The 19,423-nt window shown below is 40.5% G+C and carries 13 protein-coding genes and 1 pseudogene; 3 read left to right on the top strand and 11 right to left on the bottom strand.

Going from position 1 to position 19,423, the window contains the following annotated elements:
• Positions 1–297 precede the first annotated feature (297 nt).
• Positions 298–3,996: a glycosyltransferase gene (locus tag ACGLXV_RS18185; RefSeq protein WP_391559751.1), complete on the top strand. Its 3,699-nt coding sequence runs from the start codon at positions 298–300 to the stop codon at positions 3,994–3,996.
• 104 nt (positions 3,997–4,100) lie between these two features.
• Here the strand turns inward: ACGLXV_RS18185 and ACGLXV_RS18180 are convergent, their stop codons facing one another.
• From ACGLXV_RS18180 to ACGLXV_RS18130, 11 genes and pseudogenes are all read right to left on the bottom strand, one after another.
• Complete coding sequence (locus ACGLXV_RS18180; protein WP_391559750.1) at positions 4,101–4,700, bottom strand: hypothetical protein; 600 nt, start codon at positions 4,698–4,700, stop codon at positions 4,101–4,103.
• 150 nt (positions 4,701–4,850) lie between these two features.
• On the bottom strand, positions 4,851–5,033 hold the full coding sequence (locus ACGLXV_RS18175; protein WP_391559749.1) for a hypothetical protein: 183 nt from the start codon (positions 5,031–5,033) through the stop codon (positions 4,851–4,853).
• A 66-nt stretch (positions 5,034–5,099) separates the two neighbouring features.
• A pseudogene (locus tag ACGLXV_RS18170) lies at positions 5,100–5,428 on the bottom strand (DUF1904 family protein).
• A gap of 24 nt (positions 5,429–5,452) precedes the next feature.
• Positions 5,453–5,824 (bottom strand): nitroreductase family protein, encoded by a 372-nt coding sequence (locus ACGLXV_RS18165; protein WP_391559748.1) that lies wholly within the window; start codon positions 5,822–5,824, stop codon positions 5,453–5,455.
• Positions 5,791–6,363: a nitroreductase family protein gene (locus ACGLXV_RS18160; RefSeq protein ID WP_391559747.1), complete on the bottom strand. Its 573-nt coding sequence runs from the start codon at positions 6,361–6,363 to the stop codon at positions 5,791–5,793. The genes ACGLXV_RS18165 and ACGLXV_RS18160 overlap by 34 nt, the downstream gene beginning before the upstream one ends.
• 250 nt (positions 6,364–6,613) lie before the next feature.
• Entirely contained in the window at positions 6,614–7,459 is an 846-nt protein-coding gene (locus ACGLXV_RS18155) for a PRD domain-containing protein (protein WP_391559746.1), read from the bottom strand.
• Positions 7,460–7,495: 36 nt separating this feature from the next.
• Positions 7,496–8,899 carry a PTS transporter subunit EIIC gene (locus tag ACGLXV_RS18150; protein ID WP_391559745.1) on the bottom strand — a complete coding sequence of 468 codons (1,404 nt, stop codon included), beginning with the start codon at positions 8,897–8,899 and terminating at the stop codon, positions 7,496–7,498.
• 21 nt (positions 8,900–8,920) lie between these two features.
• Positions 8,921–10,267 (bottom strand): glycoside hydrolase family 68 protein, encoded by a 1,347-nt coding sequence (locus tag ACGLXV_RS18145; protein WP_391559744.1) that lies wholly within the window; start codon positions 10,265–10,267, stop codon positions 8,921–8,923.
• Positions 10,268–10,409: 142 nt separating this feature from the next.
• Positions 10,410–11,747: a glycoside hydrolase family 68 protein gene (locus tag ACGLXV_RS18140; RefSeq protein WP_391559743.1), complete on the bottom strand. Its 1,338-nt coding sequence runs from the start codon at positions 11,745–11,747 to the stop codon at positions 10,410–10,412.
• Between the two features lie 27 nt (positions 11,748–11,774).
• A complete protein-coding gene (locus tag ACGLXV_RS18135; protein WP_391559742.1) occupies positions 11,775–13,085 on the bottom strand; it encodes a glycoside hydrolase family 68 protein in 1,311 nt (436 codons plus the stop codon).
• Positions 13,086–13,422: 337 nt separating this feature from the next.
• Positions 13,423–14,697, bottom strand: a complete 1,275-nt coding sequence (locus tag ACGLXV_RS18130; RefSeq protein WP_391559741.1) for an MFS transporter — start codon at positions 14,695–14,697, stop codon at positions 13,423–13,425.
• 169 nt (positions 14,698–14,866) lie between these two features.
• On the opposite strand from ACGLXV_RS18130, the gene ACGLXV_RS18125 reads away from it, so the two are divergent.
• On the top strand, positions 14,867–16,069 hold the full coding sequence (locus ACGLXV_RS18125; RefSeq protein ID WP_391559740.1) for a CynX/NimT family MFS transporter: 1,203 nt from the start codon (positions 14,867–14,869) through the stop codon (positions 16,067–16,069).
• Positions 16,070–17,204: 1,135 nt separating this feature from the next.
• Positions 17,205–19,423 (top strand): catalase/peroxidase HPI (gene katG, locus ACGLXV_RS18120; RefSeq protein ID WP_391559739.1); only part of this gene is annotated, 2,219 nt, incomplete at its 3' end.

Genomic DNA, 19,423 nt, shown 5'->3' with positions numbered 1-19,423 from the left:
AAAACCATAATACTAAAAAGTATAGATGGCTTATGTACAGATTATTAGGGTCTTAGAGAAACGATTTCTGGTTACTGCCCTTTTCTACAATCTATACTTTTTAAAAAATTTCGAAACATACCCCCAAAACCTAAAAATGATTCCCTAAACTTTTAAATGATAGTCAATTTTTGTCGAAAATTATATGAAAGAACAAAAGGATATATTCAATGCTTTGGATTTTTTACAGATGTTAATTATATAAAAATCTTAAAATAGTAATACATTTCGGCACTACACCTATGAGGAGGAGTCTATGTGAATCGAATTTTCAGGTGGATTGTCAGATCATTGTTTGCACCCGTCACTGGAAATGCAGGATCGGTTGCTAGTACACTGGGTTTTTTTCTGGCCTTTTTACCCTTTGATTATTTAAGAATTCCATTATTGGTTGCTTTTTCACTTTTGTTACGTCTGAATATCATTGCCTTATTTCTTGGGATGTTGATTACAATTTTTATTCCTAACATTAGTCACTTACCATTTCTAGAATTAAGTTTTTTAGAAGATTACTGGCTATTTTCTTCCCTACTAACGAAAATACAAGCTTCACAAGTTATTGTATCAGGGGTTTTTGGAGGCTTGATTGGTCTTGTCTGCTATTTCTTCTTCCATTGGTTTTACAATTTAGGGCTAAAAGAAAGGGAACGAAATCAAGAGCATGTTTTTCTTGATCCAGCAAAAAGACGTTGGTCTATTATTAAACGGATGGGTGTAGGATTTACTATTTTAACTGTATTAGTATTAACTATTTTTATTGAAAGCCTCACTACGAATCCAGTATTTCCTGAGCTGCAAATGAATAATAGCACAGCAAAGAGCGAGATTGAGCCAATTAATACAAGATTCAGTGAAGAAGAGCTTCCTTTACAGATTCAAAAAAACAATTCTCCCCCCCTTCTTCAACAACCATTGAACGAGAAACAAATGACGAGTAAACAAGAAGTGTATGGTTTTTACGTCAATTGGGACGAAAATAGCAAAACTTCTTTCAAACAGAATATAGAAACTATGACAACAGTCGTACCGGAGTGGCTGCAGCTTACATCTGACCTTACCCTTAAAACCAGCACTGATCGCTCTATTGTTGCAGAGGCAAATGCACATAATATAAAGATTCTCCCATTAGTTAATAATTATATTAATAATAAATGGGATGGAGAAGTAATGCATAGGTTATTTACTACTCCTGGCGCAGAAGATCATTTTATTAAAGATCTATTAGCTTATGTGAGAACAAATGACTTTGACGGTATAAATATAGACTTTGAAGAAATCCATCAAAATGATAGAGATCATTTTACTCATTTTATGGCTAAAGTGTATAAAGCATTTCATCAACATGGTCTCATGGTGACGTTGGATGTCCCGCCAATGAACAATAGTTATGATTATGAATCTTTAGCAACTAGCGCTGATCGCATGATTATCATGCTCTATGACCAGCACCATCCTTTGAGTATTCCTGGACCTGTTGCTCCATCTGATTGGGTAAAGGAGAGCTTAAATCAGCTGGCTATCCCATCCGAAAAATTAATTGTGGGCTTAGGAAGCTACGGTTACGACTGGGAAGAAAACTCCAACCAACCAGCAGCTCCGATGACGTTCAGCGATATTATGGATTTAGGGATTGGAACCAATCTCAAAATCCATTGGAATCAACAAGCTGGGAACCCTTATTTGCGTTACAAAAGAAATGGAAAAAATCATACAGTTTGGTTTTTAGATGCTGCCACATTTTATAATCAAATGAAGGTATCAATTGATAGTGGGTCAAGAGGAATAGCCGTTTGGCGTCTCGGTTCTGAAGATCCTTCTATCTGGAATTACATCAATCAACCAAAGGAAATGATTAATCCATCAAACGCCGTGGAAACCTTAGTTAGCCCTGAGCACGTTCACTATTCAGGTGCTGGGGAGATATTAAAAATTGATTCTTCATCGGGAAACGGGAAAAGAACCATTCAATTGGATTCATATGGGATGATTCAAACCGAAAACTATAGTAAATTACCAAAGCCTTTAGAAGTGGTTCGGTATGGAAAGCCTCAAACGAAGGAAATCGTCCTAACCTTTGATGACGGCCCGGATCCAAGCTATACACCACAAATATTGGACATTTTGGACAAGCATCATATTAAAGGGACCTTCTTTATTGTTGGAGAGAATGCTTTGCTCCATCCAGAACTTGTTAAAAGGATGCATAATGAAGGTCATGAAATTGGAAACCATACCTTTACCCATCCTGATGTCTCCTCCATAACACCATTTCAAGCAAAGTTGGAGCTAAATGCAAATCAGCGTTTATTTCAACAAATTACAGGTCACTCGATGACCCTTTTCCGCACACCGTATATGGATGATATGGAGGCGAACTCAAAGAGCGAACTTTCACCTATGTTACAGGCACAAGAAATGGGTTATACCATGGTCGGAGAAGCGATTGACTCTAACGATTGGCAAGGGCTTACTAGTAATGAAATTGTGAATCAGGTATTGAATCAACTGCCAGAAGGAAATGTAATTTTGCTACATGATGCTGGCGGTGACCGATCCAACACGATAGAGGCCTTACCAATTATTATTGAAAAACTTAAAGAGCGAGGCTACACTTTTACCACTATTGCTGATCTAATTGAAAAAGAGGGTAATCAGGTCATGCCCCCTGCTGATTCGGACAGCCCTTATTTGGTCTATGACAAGGCTGCATTCAAAGTCATACAAGGTTGGCGCTCAGTACTAGGCTTCCTGTTCTATTCAGCTATCGTTTTAGGAATCTTGCGGTTGACTATCTTCGTTTTCCTTTCGAGAAAGCAAGTAAAAAGGTATAAAGAAACCCAGATTGACCCTAGCTTTACACCTTTTGTCAGTGTTGTTATTGCTGCCTATAACGAGGAAAAAGTCATTTGTAAAACAATTGAGTCTATATTATCTAGTGATTACTCAAATTTTGAGATCTTAATTATCGACGATGGGTCAAAGGATCATACTGCTACTGTGGTTGAAGAAACGTATGTAAACCACCCCCTCGTAAGATTGATAAAAAAAGCTAATGGTGGGAAGTCTTCCGCTGTGAATCTTGGATTTAAAGAAGCAAAGGGAGATATCGTGGTTGCTCTTGACGCTGATACACTCATCGCTGAAAATGCCATCTCATTGCTTGTTAACCATTTTAAAAATGAAGATGTTGCGGCTGTTTCAGGTAATGTTAAGGTTGGTAATAAGGGAAATCTCCTAACAAACTGGCAGCATATCGAATATGTAACAGGCTTTAACCTTGAAAGAAGAGCCTTTGCTGCTCTTAATTGCATTACGGTTGTACCCGGTGCGATTGGTGCATGGAGAAAGAAAGCGGTGGAGGAAGCAGGATACTTTAAAGAGGATACACTGGCAGAGGATACCGATATCACTCTTACGCTTTTACGCAATGGGAAAAGGATTGAATTTGAAGAAAAGGCTTATGCCTATACAGAAGTACCAGAAGATATTAAAAGTCTGGCAAAACAGCGTTACCGATGGGTTTATGGTACTTTACAATGCTTATGGAAACATCGTGAGGCATTATTCAATAAAAAACATAACTCATTAGGTTATATCGCGCTTCCGAACATGTGGATTTTCCAATATCTTTATCAAACCATTTCACCTATTGCGGATATTTTATTTATTCTGGCCCTTTTTAACACACAACCTGAAAAAGCAGCCATTGGATTTATTCTTTTTTACTTGCTGGATTTCTTTACCTCTTTATATGCGTTTCGATTAGAGAAAGAAAGTCCTAAGCCATTAGGTTCATTGTTTCTGCAACGAATCCTGTATAAGCATCTAATGACTTATGTGGTGATAAAATCTATCTTCTCAGCCATAAAGGGAGTAACTGTTGGTTGGAATAAACTAAAACGAAAAGGTAATGTCGTTCAGGAACCCTCTATTGTAAAGATTAAGGAACATGCTTAATTTGCACAGGTCTTCCCAGTTTTGGGAAGGCCCTTTTTATATTTATCTATAAAATGAAAAGGATCAACCGTTTTTGGGTTGACCCTAATGATAAAGCAAGGTATTTACTTTCTGTTTCCTTCCTTTTTATACGATTGACTTTCACTTTTTTCTTTTGCACTTTCAGAAACTTGTAGTCCACGGTTGTTTGTCTTATTGGTTGTTATTGTCGTATCAGTTCCTGTCGGTGTTTCAGCAATTGTTTTCGGTTGTTCTTCTATGCTTGTTTCAGTTTTCGATTCTGTAGGTGCTGCGGTTGACCTTAATGTATTTGTTCCCTTCGGTTTAGATGCAGTCGTTGTGGTTCTTGCTTCACTCGTACTAGCAGGAGTTGGTGTTGTACTGATGTTTATTTTTTTCGTATTCTGTTGAGTAGCTTCTATAACGCTATCATTCTTATTTGTGTTGTTAACAGCTACTTGGAAAGTATCTGTATCATTAGAAACCGTGGTTTGAACCTCTTTCTCATTCGTTGTTATCAATTGATCTTGCACCGTTTTATCCAATTGCCTGATTACATCCGCCCTTATTGGATTTCTAACGGTTAAAGTATTTTCTTCATTTATTCTTTTAGAAGATTGATCGATTAACAAAGCGTTGGTAACAGAAAACGTAACAGATCCCGCTAATACCATGGCAAGAGCCCCCTTGGTAATACTCCCCATATAATCCCCCTTATGTACTTTCTATCATATAGTTAAAAAATTCGAACAAACAAAATGGGATTATGGGGGTATAAAGTCGAATTTTGTAACCATGTAGAGGAATTAAAAAGAGATACCCACCTCAGTGAAGTACCTCTTTAGAGAAAAAAATCAATGCATCCCTTTCCATTCGCCTTGGTTTTTAGATGCTTTTTCTTTTTTCGCCTTTTCTTTGTGTGCTCGGTTTGCAGCAGCACTTCCATGCTCTTTACCGAATTCTGTATCGGTTTTGCTTGATTCAAATCCTTGCTTGTTTTTTTGCTGTGCGTCTGTTTTTCCACTTCGTTTTGCCATAAAAATCACCCCTTCTTTTCTTATTATGAAAATAGAGGGAAGAAATCTTTCATGACAAAATCTGTATTAAGCAAAACTCTTGCCATTTAGATAATAATTAGACTCCCTAAACGTAGTAAAAGCAACTTCTACTTCTGGAATCCCGAGGGAATGAACCTGTTTCGTTATGAGGTTTGCAAATTCATCCTGAATTTCCAACCCGCGTTCAAACATTTTACTTCAATAAATGGATATCCAGGAACCTCTTCTCCATCAAAAACAAATGTGGAATTCATAACTTCCAGCGTGAAATTATCTGTTCCACAGGCACAAAGTTCTGCCAATTCTTGGACCAATGGTTTACTAATGGTTTTGACCTGATCAACTGAAATTCCTTTAATTAATAATTGTGGCACCTTGTAAACTCCCCCCGAATCGAATTACTTGTATGTAAATCCTTGCTGTTTCAACATAGGACTAGAGTTTTTGGCATATTGCTCAAATCCTTTGTCATAAAAATGAGCTACTTTACTGGACCAATTACTTGAATCCTGACCATTTGACCGCTCACCCATATAAGTTGAAATGGTCTGGTCGTATTCGTCAATGACTTGCCTTTGGATGTTAGCATGATATCGTTCTTTGTGGTGTGTTGCCTTCAGAGGCAGTCTTGGTTTTTGATCCGGAATCATTCTCGGATGACCGATAACCAGACCCGAAACTGGGAAAACATACTCTAGCAGATCCAGAAGATCAATAAAGGTTTGCAGATTTCTCCTTACCCCGCCAATCGGAACGGTTCCAAGTCCCATCGATTCAGCAGCGACAACCGCACTTCTAGAGCAATTCCTACATCTGTTGAACCAACAATCACCGCTTCAATATCATCAACAAGTTGAAATTGATGTCCGTTTTTCTCAGCAGCCAATTTCGCCCGATAAAAATCGATGCAAAACACCAAAAACACAGGTGCCTCTACAATCCATCGTTGGTTACCTGCAGCATTAGCTAATGCTGATTTCTTTTCCGAATCTCTTACTTCAATAACACTCACTTGTTGGCCATTAATCCAATTTGGAGCAGCCATTGCAGCCTCCATAATAGTTTTGACCTGAGATTCACTCACATCTTCTCCAGTTTTAAATTCCCTTACTGAACGATGATTTTTCAATAATTCAATGGTTTCATTCATGGTATCACCCCTTATGAAATACCTTACAACACATGTATCTAAATATTCAAACAAGGAGTATCTGAAAATAAGATTGTAATGGCGTTCATTAGCTGGGTGAACTTCGTTTGCTTGATCTTTTTTCATTACAATGAAGTTCATTTCTGAGATGAACTTCATTTCCTCGATCTTTTCTCATTAAAATGACCTTCATTAGCCAGATGAACTTCATTTCCTCGGCGTTTTCTCTTTATAATGACGTTCATTAGCCAGATGAACTTCGTTTCCTCAGTCTTTTCTCGGTGTAATGACGTTCATGAGTCGGGTGAACCTATATAAAAAAGAGGCGAGCACCAAAAAGTTACACTTTTGGAACAGCCTCTAAGTAATACACGGGTACATATGCTTAATACTATCTAAAATACGATACCTATTTTTGCAATAGTGCCCGATTATAGAATCTTTGAATATGCATGCTAATATACATAAGTTCTGCCTCTGGATATTCTATACGGTATTTGATTTCCAGAAATTCGCCAACTTCTTGGGCACAGGAAAATGCTTCTTTAAAATTCTCCTTGATGACGGCTGCCATTTGTTGATCATATTCATGTTTCGATTCATGAGATAACAGGCTTTTAAGTGAAAAGCGCAAATGGGTGATTAATCGTTCATAAGACATCGAATCTTCGACAATATTTACATGTAAACGGTTCTCGATGATACGGGTAATTTCTTGAATGGTGGTCGTAATATCAATCGTTTCTTCCATGTTACCAATATTCATTCTTGCTGTATGCATGTGCATAGCAATATTGCCTACTTCATCTTCGGGAATTTCTATTCCGAGTTTCTTCATAATTAGCTCTTTAGCCCAGAGCCCTATTTCGTACTCTTTCATATACAGTATTTTTATCTGGTCAAGAAGCGAATTTTTAATCGATATTCCGTTGGTTAATCGTTCAATGGCAAAGGATAAATGGTCAGAAAATGCAACATGTACATGTTCGTTGATCGTGACGCCGAATTCCTTTTCCGCATAGCTGATGATTTCCTCAGCCAACTGGATATGCTCTTCTGGGAGCAGCTGCAATATTTCCTCAAATTTTTGATGTTCATTTGGGTCTTCCATGACAAAAACTTTATCAATTTTTGACGGGTTGACCCTATCATTCTTTCTCTTCTGAAACCCTATGCCCTCTCCCATGACAATCTTTTCGCCGTCTCTATCTTTCACGACTACCGCACTGTTATTCAAGATTTTTTTAATTTTCATCTTACTTTCACCTTCCTGTGTATCGTGCAATCGAGGTCATTTCTGTTCTTCTGTACTTTCCTTTACCCACAAAATCCAGGTAGCAATAAAAGCGGTCATGGCAGATATACCAAGGCCAATCAGATAATTAACTAAATTATAGCTTCCTAATGGCGCTACAATGGCAATCATAGGAATTCCAGTTAGACCATATGAATTAGCGGTAACATGAGTAAATACAACATACGATCCCCCCATAGCACCACCGATAGCAGCACTAATGAATGGTCTCATAAGCCTGATGTTCACACCGAACATAACAGGTTCAATAATGCCTAAAAATGCTGAAAAAGCAGAAGGAATCGCGATTTTTTTTATTCTCTTATTTTTCGTCCTGAAAAATACAGCAAGTCCTGCAGCTCCTTGAGCAATATTAGCCATTGACCAAATCGGCAACAGAAAATTGACACCAATGTCCGGATTTGCAAGCAGTTCCATCTCAACAGCATGCAACGTATGATGCAGACCCGTTACCACGATAAGTGAATAGAGACCGCCAAATAAAAATCCAGCAACGGTGCCTCCTGATTTATAGACGAGTTCCAGAGCCATAGTGATCCAATCACCAATCAACAATGAGACGGGCCCGATGACTAACAGTGAGACACTCCCAATACAGATCATTACTAGAAACGGGATAAAAAATATATCCAACGACCCAGGCACCATTTTTCTCAGACCCTGTTCCATCTTACTCATGAAGAATACGGAAATTAGGATCGGTATCACTGTTCCCTGATAGCCTATAAGCGGGATATCAAGTCCTAAAATTTCCATATATTGCGGTACTTTGTAGCCAAGCAAGGAAGGATTCAGCAGCATGGGATGAGTCAAGATTCCTCCGATTACGGCACCTAATATTTGGCTGCCTCCAAACTCCCTGGCGGCACTGAATCCTATTAAAATTGGCAAGATGATGAAGGCTGCGCTCGAAAAGATATCTAGCATGATCATAATCGGGCTTTCTGGGTGCACCCACTGAAACACCTTGATCATACCTATAAGCCCCATTAACAGGCCGCTTGCAACGATGGCTGGGATGATTGGGACAAAGATATTGGACAAAGTCTTTGCTAGTTGCACAAGCGGGTTCATTCTTCTTTTTTTCATATCCTTTATACCAGGTTCAAAAGCAGGAGTGAGTTCAATGATAGACCTGTAGACACTATTGATTGCTACGGACCCGATGATGATCTGAAAAAGTCCGAGCCGAGAAAAGGTACCGTGTACATAAGGCAATGCCTCTAATTCTGCTTTTTTTACCCGGCGGTCATCGTGAAGTTCAAAGCGTAACCGAGTCGTACAATGAGTCACCTTTGCGATATTTTCTTTTCCGCCTAGTAATAAGACCAGCTCTCGTGCAATCTCTATAGGCTGGTTCTGTCCGTCCTGCATGTCCATCTTTCCACACCCTACTAACTTTTATTTAAATACTCCCTGCTTCTTCTCATGAACGATCTTCGTCTGATCACGAGTAATGGCTAACTTTATGGATGGTGCAAGCATACCGCCAAAATGCTCGATTTGATACTCTGGGGATTGCTCGCCAATTTCATGAATGTCCAGTCCATCCACATTCGTATAATTTACAAAACTAGCCACCGTGCCATTCGGCATGACGATCCAAGAATAAGCTTGATATGGCTGATTGATCGGATTGGCAATAACCAGCCCACTTTCATTAAGCGGCTGATAGGCTCCACGAAGTGAACTGGAAACAAATCCATATAAACCTTCAGGCGCGTTAAGACCCGGAGCGAATTTCTCGCTGTGTGTCTTGGCAAAAAGATAATAGTCATTGCCCTTTACTATTACACTTGGACGTTCAAGCTCTTCATTTACATAGTTAGCCTCGAGCAATGGAGGCAACAATTCAAAATTATTAAAATCTCCATCCACTGCTTTGGCGATACCAATGCTGCCATTGAAGGCTTTTGAGTCCTCGGAGATTTCATGGTTGCTGCCAAAGCCCGCTGAACCAATATATTCATCCTTTAAAAAACGGTCCTCTAATCTGCCAGCTGAGTTCGCTTCAAATAGTAGATATTCTTCACCAGTCTTTGGATCCTCGAAAAAATACGGATCACGGAATGCGTAAGATTCCTCTCCTTGCCCCGTCTGCTCTATTGTCTGATAGAATTCTCCTTCAGGCTCAAGGATGACTTCATGTTCAGACCAGTCCTGAAAAGTAACGCCGCCTTTCGTTGTACTGATTTCTGCTGAAGCTACAGCGATTCGCTGTTCGTAGCTTAATTGCTCTTCACCTTTTCTACCTGTGGCTGTGTAGAACATATGCAGCCTACCATCCTTATCGACAATCGAAGAGCCTGCCCATTGTCTAGAACCCAATGCGACGCCATCCTCGAACACCTGACCGCCTGGCTCCCAGCTCTTGCCGTCCTTTGAATAGAAGTAAACAATTTCAGCCGTATCATGCCGCTTGCCTGGAAGGACATCATTGGGAACAGATAAAGCAAAAATGATTTTATATCCATTTACCACAGCAGGGTGTCCATTTTTATCCTGAAGGGGCCACGTATCCCAAATATAAGAATCTGATGAGATTTCCACAAGATCTTGAGTATCGATTTCCGGCGCTGTATTCGTGTCATTCATTACTAAATGGCTTACACTTTCACGAGTCCAGTTGAATAATTCTCTATTTTCATCGGCAAAAACGCTTGTGCTAATCATAGGTGTAAATAGAGACGAAAGTCCAATGAAAGTCGCTATTAAAATTTTGCCAGTTTTCTCTTTTTTTCTCTTCATTTATGTATTCCCCCATAGTCGAGTCCTGATTTTTGTATCATTTTTTATAACGCGAGAACGAACTTGCTTCTGCACAAGTTCGTTCCCCTCCCCATATATACAGATAGTCAGCCGATCCTGCGAAATCAGCTGACCAAAAGCATTATTGTTTGATCCAGCCTTGGCTGAATTCTTTCTCGATCTTTGTTGTAGATCCATTGATTGATATTTTTACTGTCGGAGCTAGTGTACCGCCAAAATGGCTGAACTGGAACTCCGGATCCTGGTTTCCAACATCGCCAATCGACATATTACCTAAATCACCAAAGTGGGCGAATCCTACGACATTCAAATTCGGAAGGACAAGCCATGAATATGCCTGGTAAGGATTTTCTGGAGGATTGGCCATGACTAGTCCACTGCCATTAAGCGGCTCATATCCGCCCGTCAAGGTATCAGATACAAACCCATACAGTCCTTCTGGTCCTTGCAGTCCTTCAGCATATTTATTGATATGACTGTCGGTGAACAGATAATATTTTTTATCCTTCACAATGACATGTGGTCGCTCTAGCTCTTCATTTACATAATTCGCTTCCAAAAGCGGTGGAAGCATCTTCAGATTGGAAGGATTTCCATCCACGACCTCTGCAATTCCAATATTGGCATTTGCGTGGACAGCGCCTGCAGGTACCGGGTTCTCATCGGTATAGTTCGTTCTTCCCGCGTATTCCTGCTTGAATGTGCGTTCCCCTACTGCACCACCTGAATTACCTTCAAACAGAATGTATTCTTTTTCTGTCTTTGGATCCTTGAACCACATCGGATCACGGAAAGCATAGCCGCCTCCTTCACCTTGCTGTGCCTGCTCCTTCGTTTGGTAGTGCTCTCCATCTGGCTCTAGGATGATCTTGTGATCTCCCCAGTTTTCAAAACGAACACCCTCGCTGTCAGCTACGATATCACCTGTAGCCATTGCCAGTCGCTGTTCAAACGTCAGCGGAGCTTCTCCTCTTTGACCTGTTGCTGTATAGAAGGCATGAATTTTGCCATCATCCATCATGGCAGATCCTGCCCATTCACGTGAACCCAGTGACGCTCCTTCTGGGAAGAGTGTTCCGCCTAGCGTCCAATCCTTTCCGTTCTTCGAGTAAAAGTAACGAATGGTCGCAATGTCATGCACTTTACCAGGTAGTACATCGTCTGGAGCTGATAGTGCAAACAATACCTTCCAGCCTTTAATGGAAGCAATATTCCCATCGCGGTCGGTTAATGGCCATGAATCCCATACATGATAACCAGGTGCGAATTTTTCCAATTCAGAGATATCCGTATATGGCAAGGTATTATCTTGATTCAGTTCTATTTTTGAAGCCTGTTCCCTTGTCCAATTCGTAGTCGTCACGGTTTCATCCGCCTTTGCTGATAAGCCGTTAAAACCAGATATAACCACACTTGCTGCTAATACTACTGCTGATAGTGCTTTCTTGTTATTTAGCATTTCAATCCCCTTTCTGTTTTGAATCAATTAGCGATTCGCACCAAATGGCTTAATTTCGCCTGTCTTTCCTTCTTTCATAATTTTCGAAGTATCTCCATCAAGCTTTAATTTCAAGGTAGCAGCGAATGTACCCCCAAAGTTCACCTTTCCGTTCTCATCAACTGGTTCATTAATAAAGCTAATGACCTGCTGATTTGGAAGGACCATCCATGAATAAGCCTGGTAAGGATTCTCTGCTGGGTTCGCGATCACAAGACCACTCTCATTCATTGGCTTTTTATCACCAAACAGTCCATTGCTGACAAATCCATATACACCATCAGGTCCAGTTAAACCAGGAGCGTATGTAAAGGTATGGCTGATAGTAAATAGATAATATTCATCGCCATTGATCACCATGTGTGGGCGTTCTAACTGATGATTTGTACCAACTGATTCAAGCAATGGAGGAAGAAGCTTCAATTCACTTACATCTTCATCTAGTACTTCGGCAATACCAATATTTCCGTTGTATTTTTCTGCGCCTTCAGGAACAGAATGTGTGCTGCGGTATTCTTCGTCCCCAATATTCTCTGGTTTGATATAATCTCGGTCGCTTCCAGCTTGTCCTTCAAAGATGATATATTCTTTTCCTGTATTCGGATCCTGGAAGAAGAATGGATCGCGGAATGCTGTGATGATTGGGCTATCTGCCTGTTCGATCGTTTCATAATGTTTGCCGTCTGCTTCAAGAATAATTTCATGCTCGCCCTCATTTGTCAGCTCGACGCCATCTTTATTGGTCTCGATATCAAAAGTCGTTTTAGCAAGACGCTGAACGGCTCTTTTATCCCATCCGTTATAATCCCAGTTGTCTCTGTCCCCAGTTGCGGTATAGAATAAGTGCACTTTTCCATCTTCATCAAGCATGGCTGTACCCGCCCATTGCATGTATCCTTTCGCATTCTCATATTCATAAGGAATTCCTGCATAGGTCCAATCCTTGCCGTTCTTAGAATAAAACATTCCAATTCTTGCTTCCGTATGTCGCTCTCCCCATCCTAGGCTGCGAGGTGCCACCAAAGCAAAAGCCACACGATAGCCGTTCACGATTGCGAGAGAACCATCTCTTTCCTGTAGCGGCCATGTATCCCATACCCATTGGTCAGGTGCGACAAGATCAAACTCCAAATCGACCTCTGGTGCCGTTGTTTCTTCTGTAAGCTTCACTTTTTCCGCTTGCTGGCGTGACCAGACGGACGTTTGATTCTCCGCGGCCATTGCTGGTGTAACAATTATGCTGCTTGCAGCAATCACCGTTGCCAAAGCAAGGCCTTTCCATTTGCTAGTTTTCTTCATCCTTATTAACCTCCATTTTTCACAGCAGGGTTACAGCTTACAGACTTGTCATTTCTAAATTTTGACAACAAAAAAAGACCTAAAATGTGCAGGGAGAAGTCTACCACAAAGGTACACTTTGCCCTTACACAATTTAGGTCTTGCCTGCTTAACCAGTCACAATCCTGCATAATTCTGTTTACAGTGAACATTCTATTCTGTTCAAATATCTAAATCAATAGGATAATATTCCTTTCATCCATTTGTTTACAGTTAAATTGGCATCGGCCAATTCTCATACGAATATGAATCTATTCACATCTGAAAACGCATTCGTAATACTAAAAAAATTTTAAAATTAAGAATTGTGGTTACTGATTTTACATCTCTCCTTTTGTCGTTTTTCCTTAACCAAACTCACTCCAATCAAGCCAATCATAGAAAAGACAACGGGCGTGATGAATCCGTAATAGTATCCATAACCAATAGCACCTGAAGCCTGAAAATGATCCAACACGATTCCAAAAATGCTTGGCAAAAGGACCGCACTTAGAAATCCTCCCGTATTTGCAACCCCAGAAACAATGCCTGATTCGATGATAGGAAACGTTTGCCGAACGAGTGCAAAGGTCAAGGCACTTGCCCCAAATCCAAAGCCAATGATAAAGAACAGCAAGTAAAGCATGAAAATAGGCGGATTTCCATGAAAGAAGAGAAAGCAAACCCACCCCAACAACGTAAGGAGATGAACCATCACATAAGGCCGTTTAATCGTTCCTAATCGACTTGACATCCAGCTAGCTAGAGGGGCTCCGATCAATGCCCCAATCAAACCAATCATGATAAACTGACTCGCATCTGCTCGTGTCATATCATACACCGTCATTCCATACGGTACAGCCCAGGAACCGATAAATCCTACATACGCGCCGACAACCCCAAAATGACAGCAAAATAACGCCCATACCTGTCGATTGGAAAAAGTTCTTCTTAGTAAAGTCAGTGTTTTTTCTCGTGGAATCTCGTTTTTTACAGATGCCGTATCTGTCAGAGAAAGTTGTCTTGGTTTTTTTAAAAGTACGATATAAAGGAGAATGCCACACAGACAGAGTAGCAGTCCTGCTGAAAAAAAGGCTGTCCTCCAGCCAAGCAAGCTAATCCAGGCAGAGAATGGGACCGTCGCCAAAAGGAAACCCAGGCTTCCAGTCATACCCGCAAGGCCAATTAAACGAACAAATTCCTTTCGATTAAACCATTGCCCTAGTATTAACACCAGATTAACCCAGATAGTTGCATCTCCCGTCCCCGTCAATATTCTCGCAAAAAACAGGACAAATTCATGCGTACCAAGACTATAAATAATCGTTCCTACACCTGTAAGGATCGCACCGACAATTAGGAAAAAATTAGGGCCATATCGATCGGCCAAAATCCCCATAGGAATTTGCAAACCCGTATAGACAAAAAATTGTATACTTGTCAGTACCCCGATCGTTGAGGCGGTTACCTGAAAATCCCTCATCACTTGATCTGTGATGAGTCCCGGAGCGGTTCGCTGGCTCGCCATTAGTAAATAAGTAAACAGTACTGTAGCAAAGACAACCCATCTAAATTGGCTATTTTGTTTATCCAATGTTTTTCTCCTGTTGGCTTTTTTACTCATATATATATGGGATTGCTTCCATAGTTATTTATAGGGGATGAAATAAGGACCGGCACCTCTGGAAACTGGACTTGTTTATTAACCCTCTACTTTATGTATGCTATACTTTAGAAAGTTTGTCTTAATGGAGGATCACTTGATGGAATTACTAAAAACCAAAGCATTTACACATTCAAATTATATCTATTTGTTGATCGCTGGTATTGTCCTTATTGCATTTAACCTACGACCAGCCATCACATCATTGGGCCCTTTGGTTGGGATGATTCAAGAGGATGTTGGCCTGGCACATTGGAGTGCAGGGCTATTGATGAGCCTGCCGTTACTCGTATTTGCTGTCATGTCCCCTCTGGTTCCTAAGATAGCGGCTCGGCTGACAAATGAGCGGACCTTATTGATTGGGTTAACCACTCTTTTGATCGGCATTTCCATTCGCTCGATCCCCACGCCTTTTTTACTTTTTACTGGGACTCTTATGGTCGGCTTAGGCATCGCGATCGGCAATGTCCTATTGCCCGCGGTAGTGAAGGAGCGTTTCCCTAAAAAATTTGGGCTGATGACGAGTGTTTACTCTACATCCATGGGGTTGATCGCCTCTTTAGCATCAGGAATCAGCGTGCCTTTAGCTGTTGATTTGGATCTTGGTTGGCAGGGAGCGCAAATCGTCTGGGGGATCCCAGTGATTATTGCTCTTATCTTGTGGGGGGTTCTATTTAAGTATCGGGAAAAAGAGAAAAGTGGAAGTCAACAGAAACAAAGAACGTCTTCTAAGCAGATCTGGCGGTCATCACTTGCCTGGCAAATCGCGATATTCATGGGTTTTCAGTCTTTCTCCTTTTATGTCACGATTTCGTGGTTAACGGAAATCTTACATAGTCATGAGATAAATTTGGAAACCGCGGGATGGCTTCTATCCTTTACACAGCTCGTAGGATTGCCCGCAAGCTTTGTTATACCGGTCCTCGCCGCTCGATTTCAGTCACAGGTGTGGCTCTCTTTTTCCCTAGGTATGTTTGCTGTTCTAGGATATAGCGGATTATTGTTCGGTTCAACCTATCCCGTTCTAATCGTAAGTATCATCTTTATTGGAATAGCATTAGGTGGAAGCTTTCCGTTGGCTCTTACTTATATAGGGCTCCGCACGCAAACCGGGCAACAGACGGCAGCTTTATCGGGGATGGCACAATCAACAGGATATGTTCTTGCAGCAGTCGGTCCACTATTTATCGGATATTTATATGACCTCACACATGCGTGGACAATTCCTCTAATTATGCTGATTGTCGTATCAGTCATTTTAACGGTATTTGGGATGTTATCTGGGCGGGATCGGTATGTGTAGGTGCTATGGATAACTAACGTTCAAGACTTAGTGACCTTAATCTACTAAATTTTGGTATGCATCGGCACTAAATTAAGATTTAGTGCCCTTATTCTACTAAATTCTGGTATCCACGGGCACTAAATTAACACTTAGTGACCTCATTCTACTAATTTTTTTATATTTGAGTGCTAAATCAACTCGGTCCACCCGCCCCCTACTAACTTCTCCCTATAATTAAGAATTAACGCAACACTTCTTATATTATTTCTTCCTTCATTAAATCCTAACCCTGTCAACTAGGGAGGGAAGTGTTCATGACCCCATTGTAATAAAGTAACCCTTGGGTAAGGTGAATCCACTCTGTATTTCTGTCAAAAAGTTTTTAAAATTCCTGACCCTCTAACGCATGAAATTGTTCTATAATTTCAATAGGCACAGCTAATCCCTTTCCCCCTTCTAATTGGATGGGAAAGATTACTCCCCAAGTCATCAAAGCCTCCACCTTTTTCACTGATACATTCCTTGGCAATGGCAGCTTACCAGAATTTTTTGCTATACTTTTTAAAAGAACATACCTTTCTTTGTCAAATCTAGAAAGAATCCTGGGTATTCTAATTCAGTTTCTGAAAGAGAGTTAAGCATTCTTTCTAATCGAAAAGGCTCACTAACATGTCTCCACAACTTTTGCTCCCTTTTTCTTGTAACTCTCTCTCGTATCTTAACCCTTGAGCTATTCCTTTTCTGATCTTATTGATTGTTTTAGTATCCAATCCAGCAACCTCTTATCTATTCTTGCTAATAATCTTATTTTAACAAAAAAAATTCTTTAAAAGACTCTGTTTGGTATCACTAAACCTACATTTTCAACTGTTACCAGCAAATATCATTCTCATCTAAAACTCCCTATACACTATTATTCTCAATTATTCTTTCTAATTTTCTTTAAGATTAGACTTCTTTTGCTTAAAAAAATACATATATATTAAAAAGATAACCCTGCTAATTATGATAGAAATTCAAAAAATATTTTTTCTTTACGAGATATTTCTTTCAATTTAATGAATCTTATTTTATAATAACTATAAAGTAATAATTATATTTTCATAGATGTAATTATTCTAATATAAACATTACAAAAGGAGAGATTTATATAATGGAAGGTTTTAGCACTACAAACGGCGGCAAATGCCCGTTTAACCATGGCAGCACGACTACTCCTAAATCTAGTGGTACAACAAATAAAGACTTTTGGCCAAATCAGTTAAACTTAAATATACTTCGTCAGCATGACAAAAAATCTAATCCTTTAGGAGAAGACTTTAATTATGCAGAAGAATTTCAAAAATTAGATTACGAGGCTCTAAAGCAAGATCTTCGCAACTTAATGACAGACAGCCAAGATTGGTGGCCTGCTGACTATGGTCATTATGGTCCAATGTTTATTCGTATGTCTTGGCACGCAGCTGGTACATACCGTTCTGGTGACGGTCGTGGTGGCGGTGGAACAGGCAATCAGCGTTTTGCTCCACTGAATAGCTGGGCGGATAACGTGAACGTTGATAAAGCACGTAGACTATTATGGCCAATTAAGCAAAAGTACGGAAACAAGATTTCTTGGGCTGACTTATTGCTTTTAACAGGAAACGTTGCGCTTGAATCAATGGGCTTAAAGACATTTGGTTTTGGTGGCGGACGTGCAGACATTTGGCATCCAGAAGAAGACATCTACTGGGGTTCTGAAACTGAAATGCTAGGCGATAACCGTTACACAGGCGAACGTGACCTTGAAAATCCACTTGCTGCTGTTCAAATGGGACTTATCTATGTAAACCCAGAAGGTCCAAATGGCAAGCCAGATCCATTAAAAAGCGCGCATGATATTCGTGAAACATTCGGCCGCATGGGAATGAATGATGAAGAAACCGTTGCATTAATCGCTGGTGGCCATACTTTCGGTAAGGCACACGGTGCAGGAGACGCTGCACAAGTTGGTCCAGATCCAGAAGCTGCTCCTCTTGAAGCACAAGGCTTAGGTTGGTTAAGCACTCATGGTAGTGGTAAAGGTGGGGATACCATCTCTAGTGGTCTTGAAGGTTCTTGGACGGCGAATCCAACACAGTGGGATAATGGGTTCTTCGATTTATTGTTTGGATATGAATGGTGGTTGACTAAGAGTCCTGCAGGAGCATATCAATGGATGGCCGTAGATCCAGCTGAAAAAGATCTTGCACCAGATGCAGCAGATTCATCTAAAAAAGTTCCGACAGTAATGTTTACATCGGATTTAGCCTTACGTTTTGACCCTATTTATGAGAAGATTTCACGTCGTTTCCATGCAAATCCTGATGAGTTTGCTGATGCATTTGCTCGAGCATGGTTCAAACTTTTACACCGTGACATGGGTCCTAAATCAAGATACCTTGGTCCAGAAGTTCCAGAAGAAGATTTAATCTGGCAAGACCCTGTACCAGCGGTTGATTATGAATTAACGGAAGAAGAAGTAGCAAAAATCAAGGTATTAATCCTTGACTCTGGACTCACAATTGGCGAGCTAGTGACAACTGCATGGGCTTCAGCAAGTACTTTCCGTGGTTCAGACAATCGCGGTGGCGCAAATGGCGCTCGCATTCGTCTTACTCCACAAAAGGATTGGGAAGTCAACCAACCAGAACAACTTCAAAGAGTTCTTTCTGTGCTTGAAGAAGTTCAAAGCAATCTAGAGAAGAAAGTTAGCCTTGCTGACTTAATCGTACTAGGTGGTTCTGCGGCAGTAGAAAAAGCGGCACAAGAAGCAGGTTTTGATGTAACTGTTCCTTTTGCTCCAGGTCGTGGTGATGCGACACAAGAACAAACGGATGCAGAAAGCTTTGACGTACTAGAGCCTGTTGCTGATGGTTTCCGCAACTACCAGCAGAAAGAGTACAGTGTTACTTCTGAAGAGCTTCTTGTAGACAAGGCACAACTTCTAGGCCTTACAGCACCAGAAATGACGGTTCTTATTGGTGGTATGCGTGTATTAGGTACGAACCATGGTGATACGGACCACGGTGTATTCACGGATCGTGTAGGATCACTTACGAACGACTTCTTCGTGAACTTACTCGACATGGGTGTAGAATGGAAAGCTGTAGATGGAAGCGTATATGAAGGACGTGACCGTAAGACAGGTGAAGTTGTAAGAACAGCAACTAGAGTAGACCTAGTATTCGGTTCAAACTCCATTCTACGTGCGATCGCTGAAGTGTATGCTCAAGAAGATAACAAAGAGAAATTTGTTCGTGACTTTATCGCTGCATGGGTGAAGGTAATGAACGCTGATCGTTTTGATCTTAAAGTAACGAAAACGAATGCTTTCGCTGAGCATAGTGCTTA

Source organism: Robertmurraya sp. (genome assembly GCF_036676585.1).
GTDB lineage: Bacteria > Bacillota > Bacilli > Bacillales > Cytobacillaceae > Robertmurraya_A.
This window is presented reverse-complemented; position numbering and strand designations above follow the sequence as displayed.

Excerpts from the sequence above, each read along its gene's own strand:
- ACGLXV_RS18135 (WP_391559742.1), bottom strand. The coding sequence starts at position 13,085 with ATGAAGAAAACTAGCAAATGGAAAGGCCTTGCTTTGGCAACGGTGATT.
- ACGLXV_RS18165 (WP_391559748.1), bottom strand. The coding sequence starts at position 5,824 with ATGGGACTTGGAACCGTTCCGATTGGCGGGGTAAGGAGAAATCTGCAA.
- ACGLXV_RS18160 (WP_391559747.1), bottom strand. The coding sequence starts at position 6,363 with ATGAAGTTCATCTCAGAAATGAACTTCATTGTAATGAAAAAAGATCAA.
- ACGLXV_RS18150 (WP_391559745.1), bottom strand. The coding sequence starts at position 8,899 with ATGGACATGCAGGACGGACAGAACCAGCCTATAGAGATTGCACGAGAG.
- ACGLXV_RS18155 (WP_391559746.1), bottom strand. The coding sequence starts at position 7,459 with ATGAAAATTAAAAAAATCTTGAATAACAGTGCGGTAGTCGTGAAAGAT.
- ACGLXV_RS18180 (WP_391559750.1), bottom strand. The coding sequence starts at position 4,700 with ATGGGGAGTATTACCAAGGGGGCTCTTGCCATGGTATTAGCGGGATCT.
- ACGLXV_RS18140 (WP_391559743.1), bottom strand. The coding sequence starts at position 11,747 with ATGCTAAATAACAAGAAAGCACTATCAGCAGTAGTATTAGCAGCAAGT.
- ACGLXV_RS18125 (WP_391559740.1), top strand. The coding sequence starts at position 14,867 with ATGGAATTACTAAAAACCAAAGCATTTACACATTCAAATTATATCTAT.
- ACGLXV_RS18175 (WP_391559749.1), bottom strand. The coding sequence starts at position 5,033 with ATGGCAAAACGAAGTGGAAAAACAGACGCACAGCAAAAAAACAAGCAA.
- ACGLXV_RS18145 (WP_391559744.1), bottom strand. The coding sequence starts at position 10,267 with ATGAAGAGAAAAAAAGAGAAAACTGGCAAAATTTTAATAGCGACTTTC.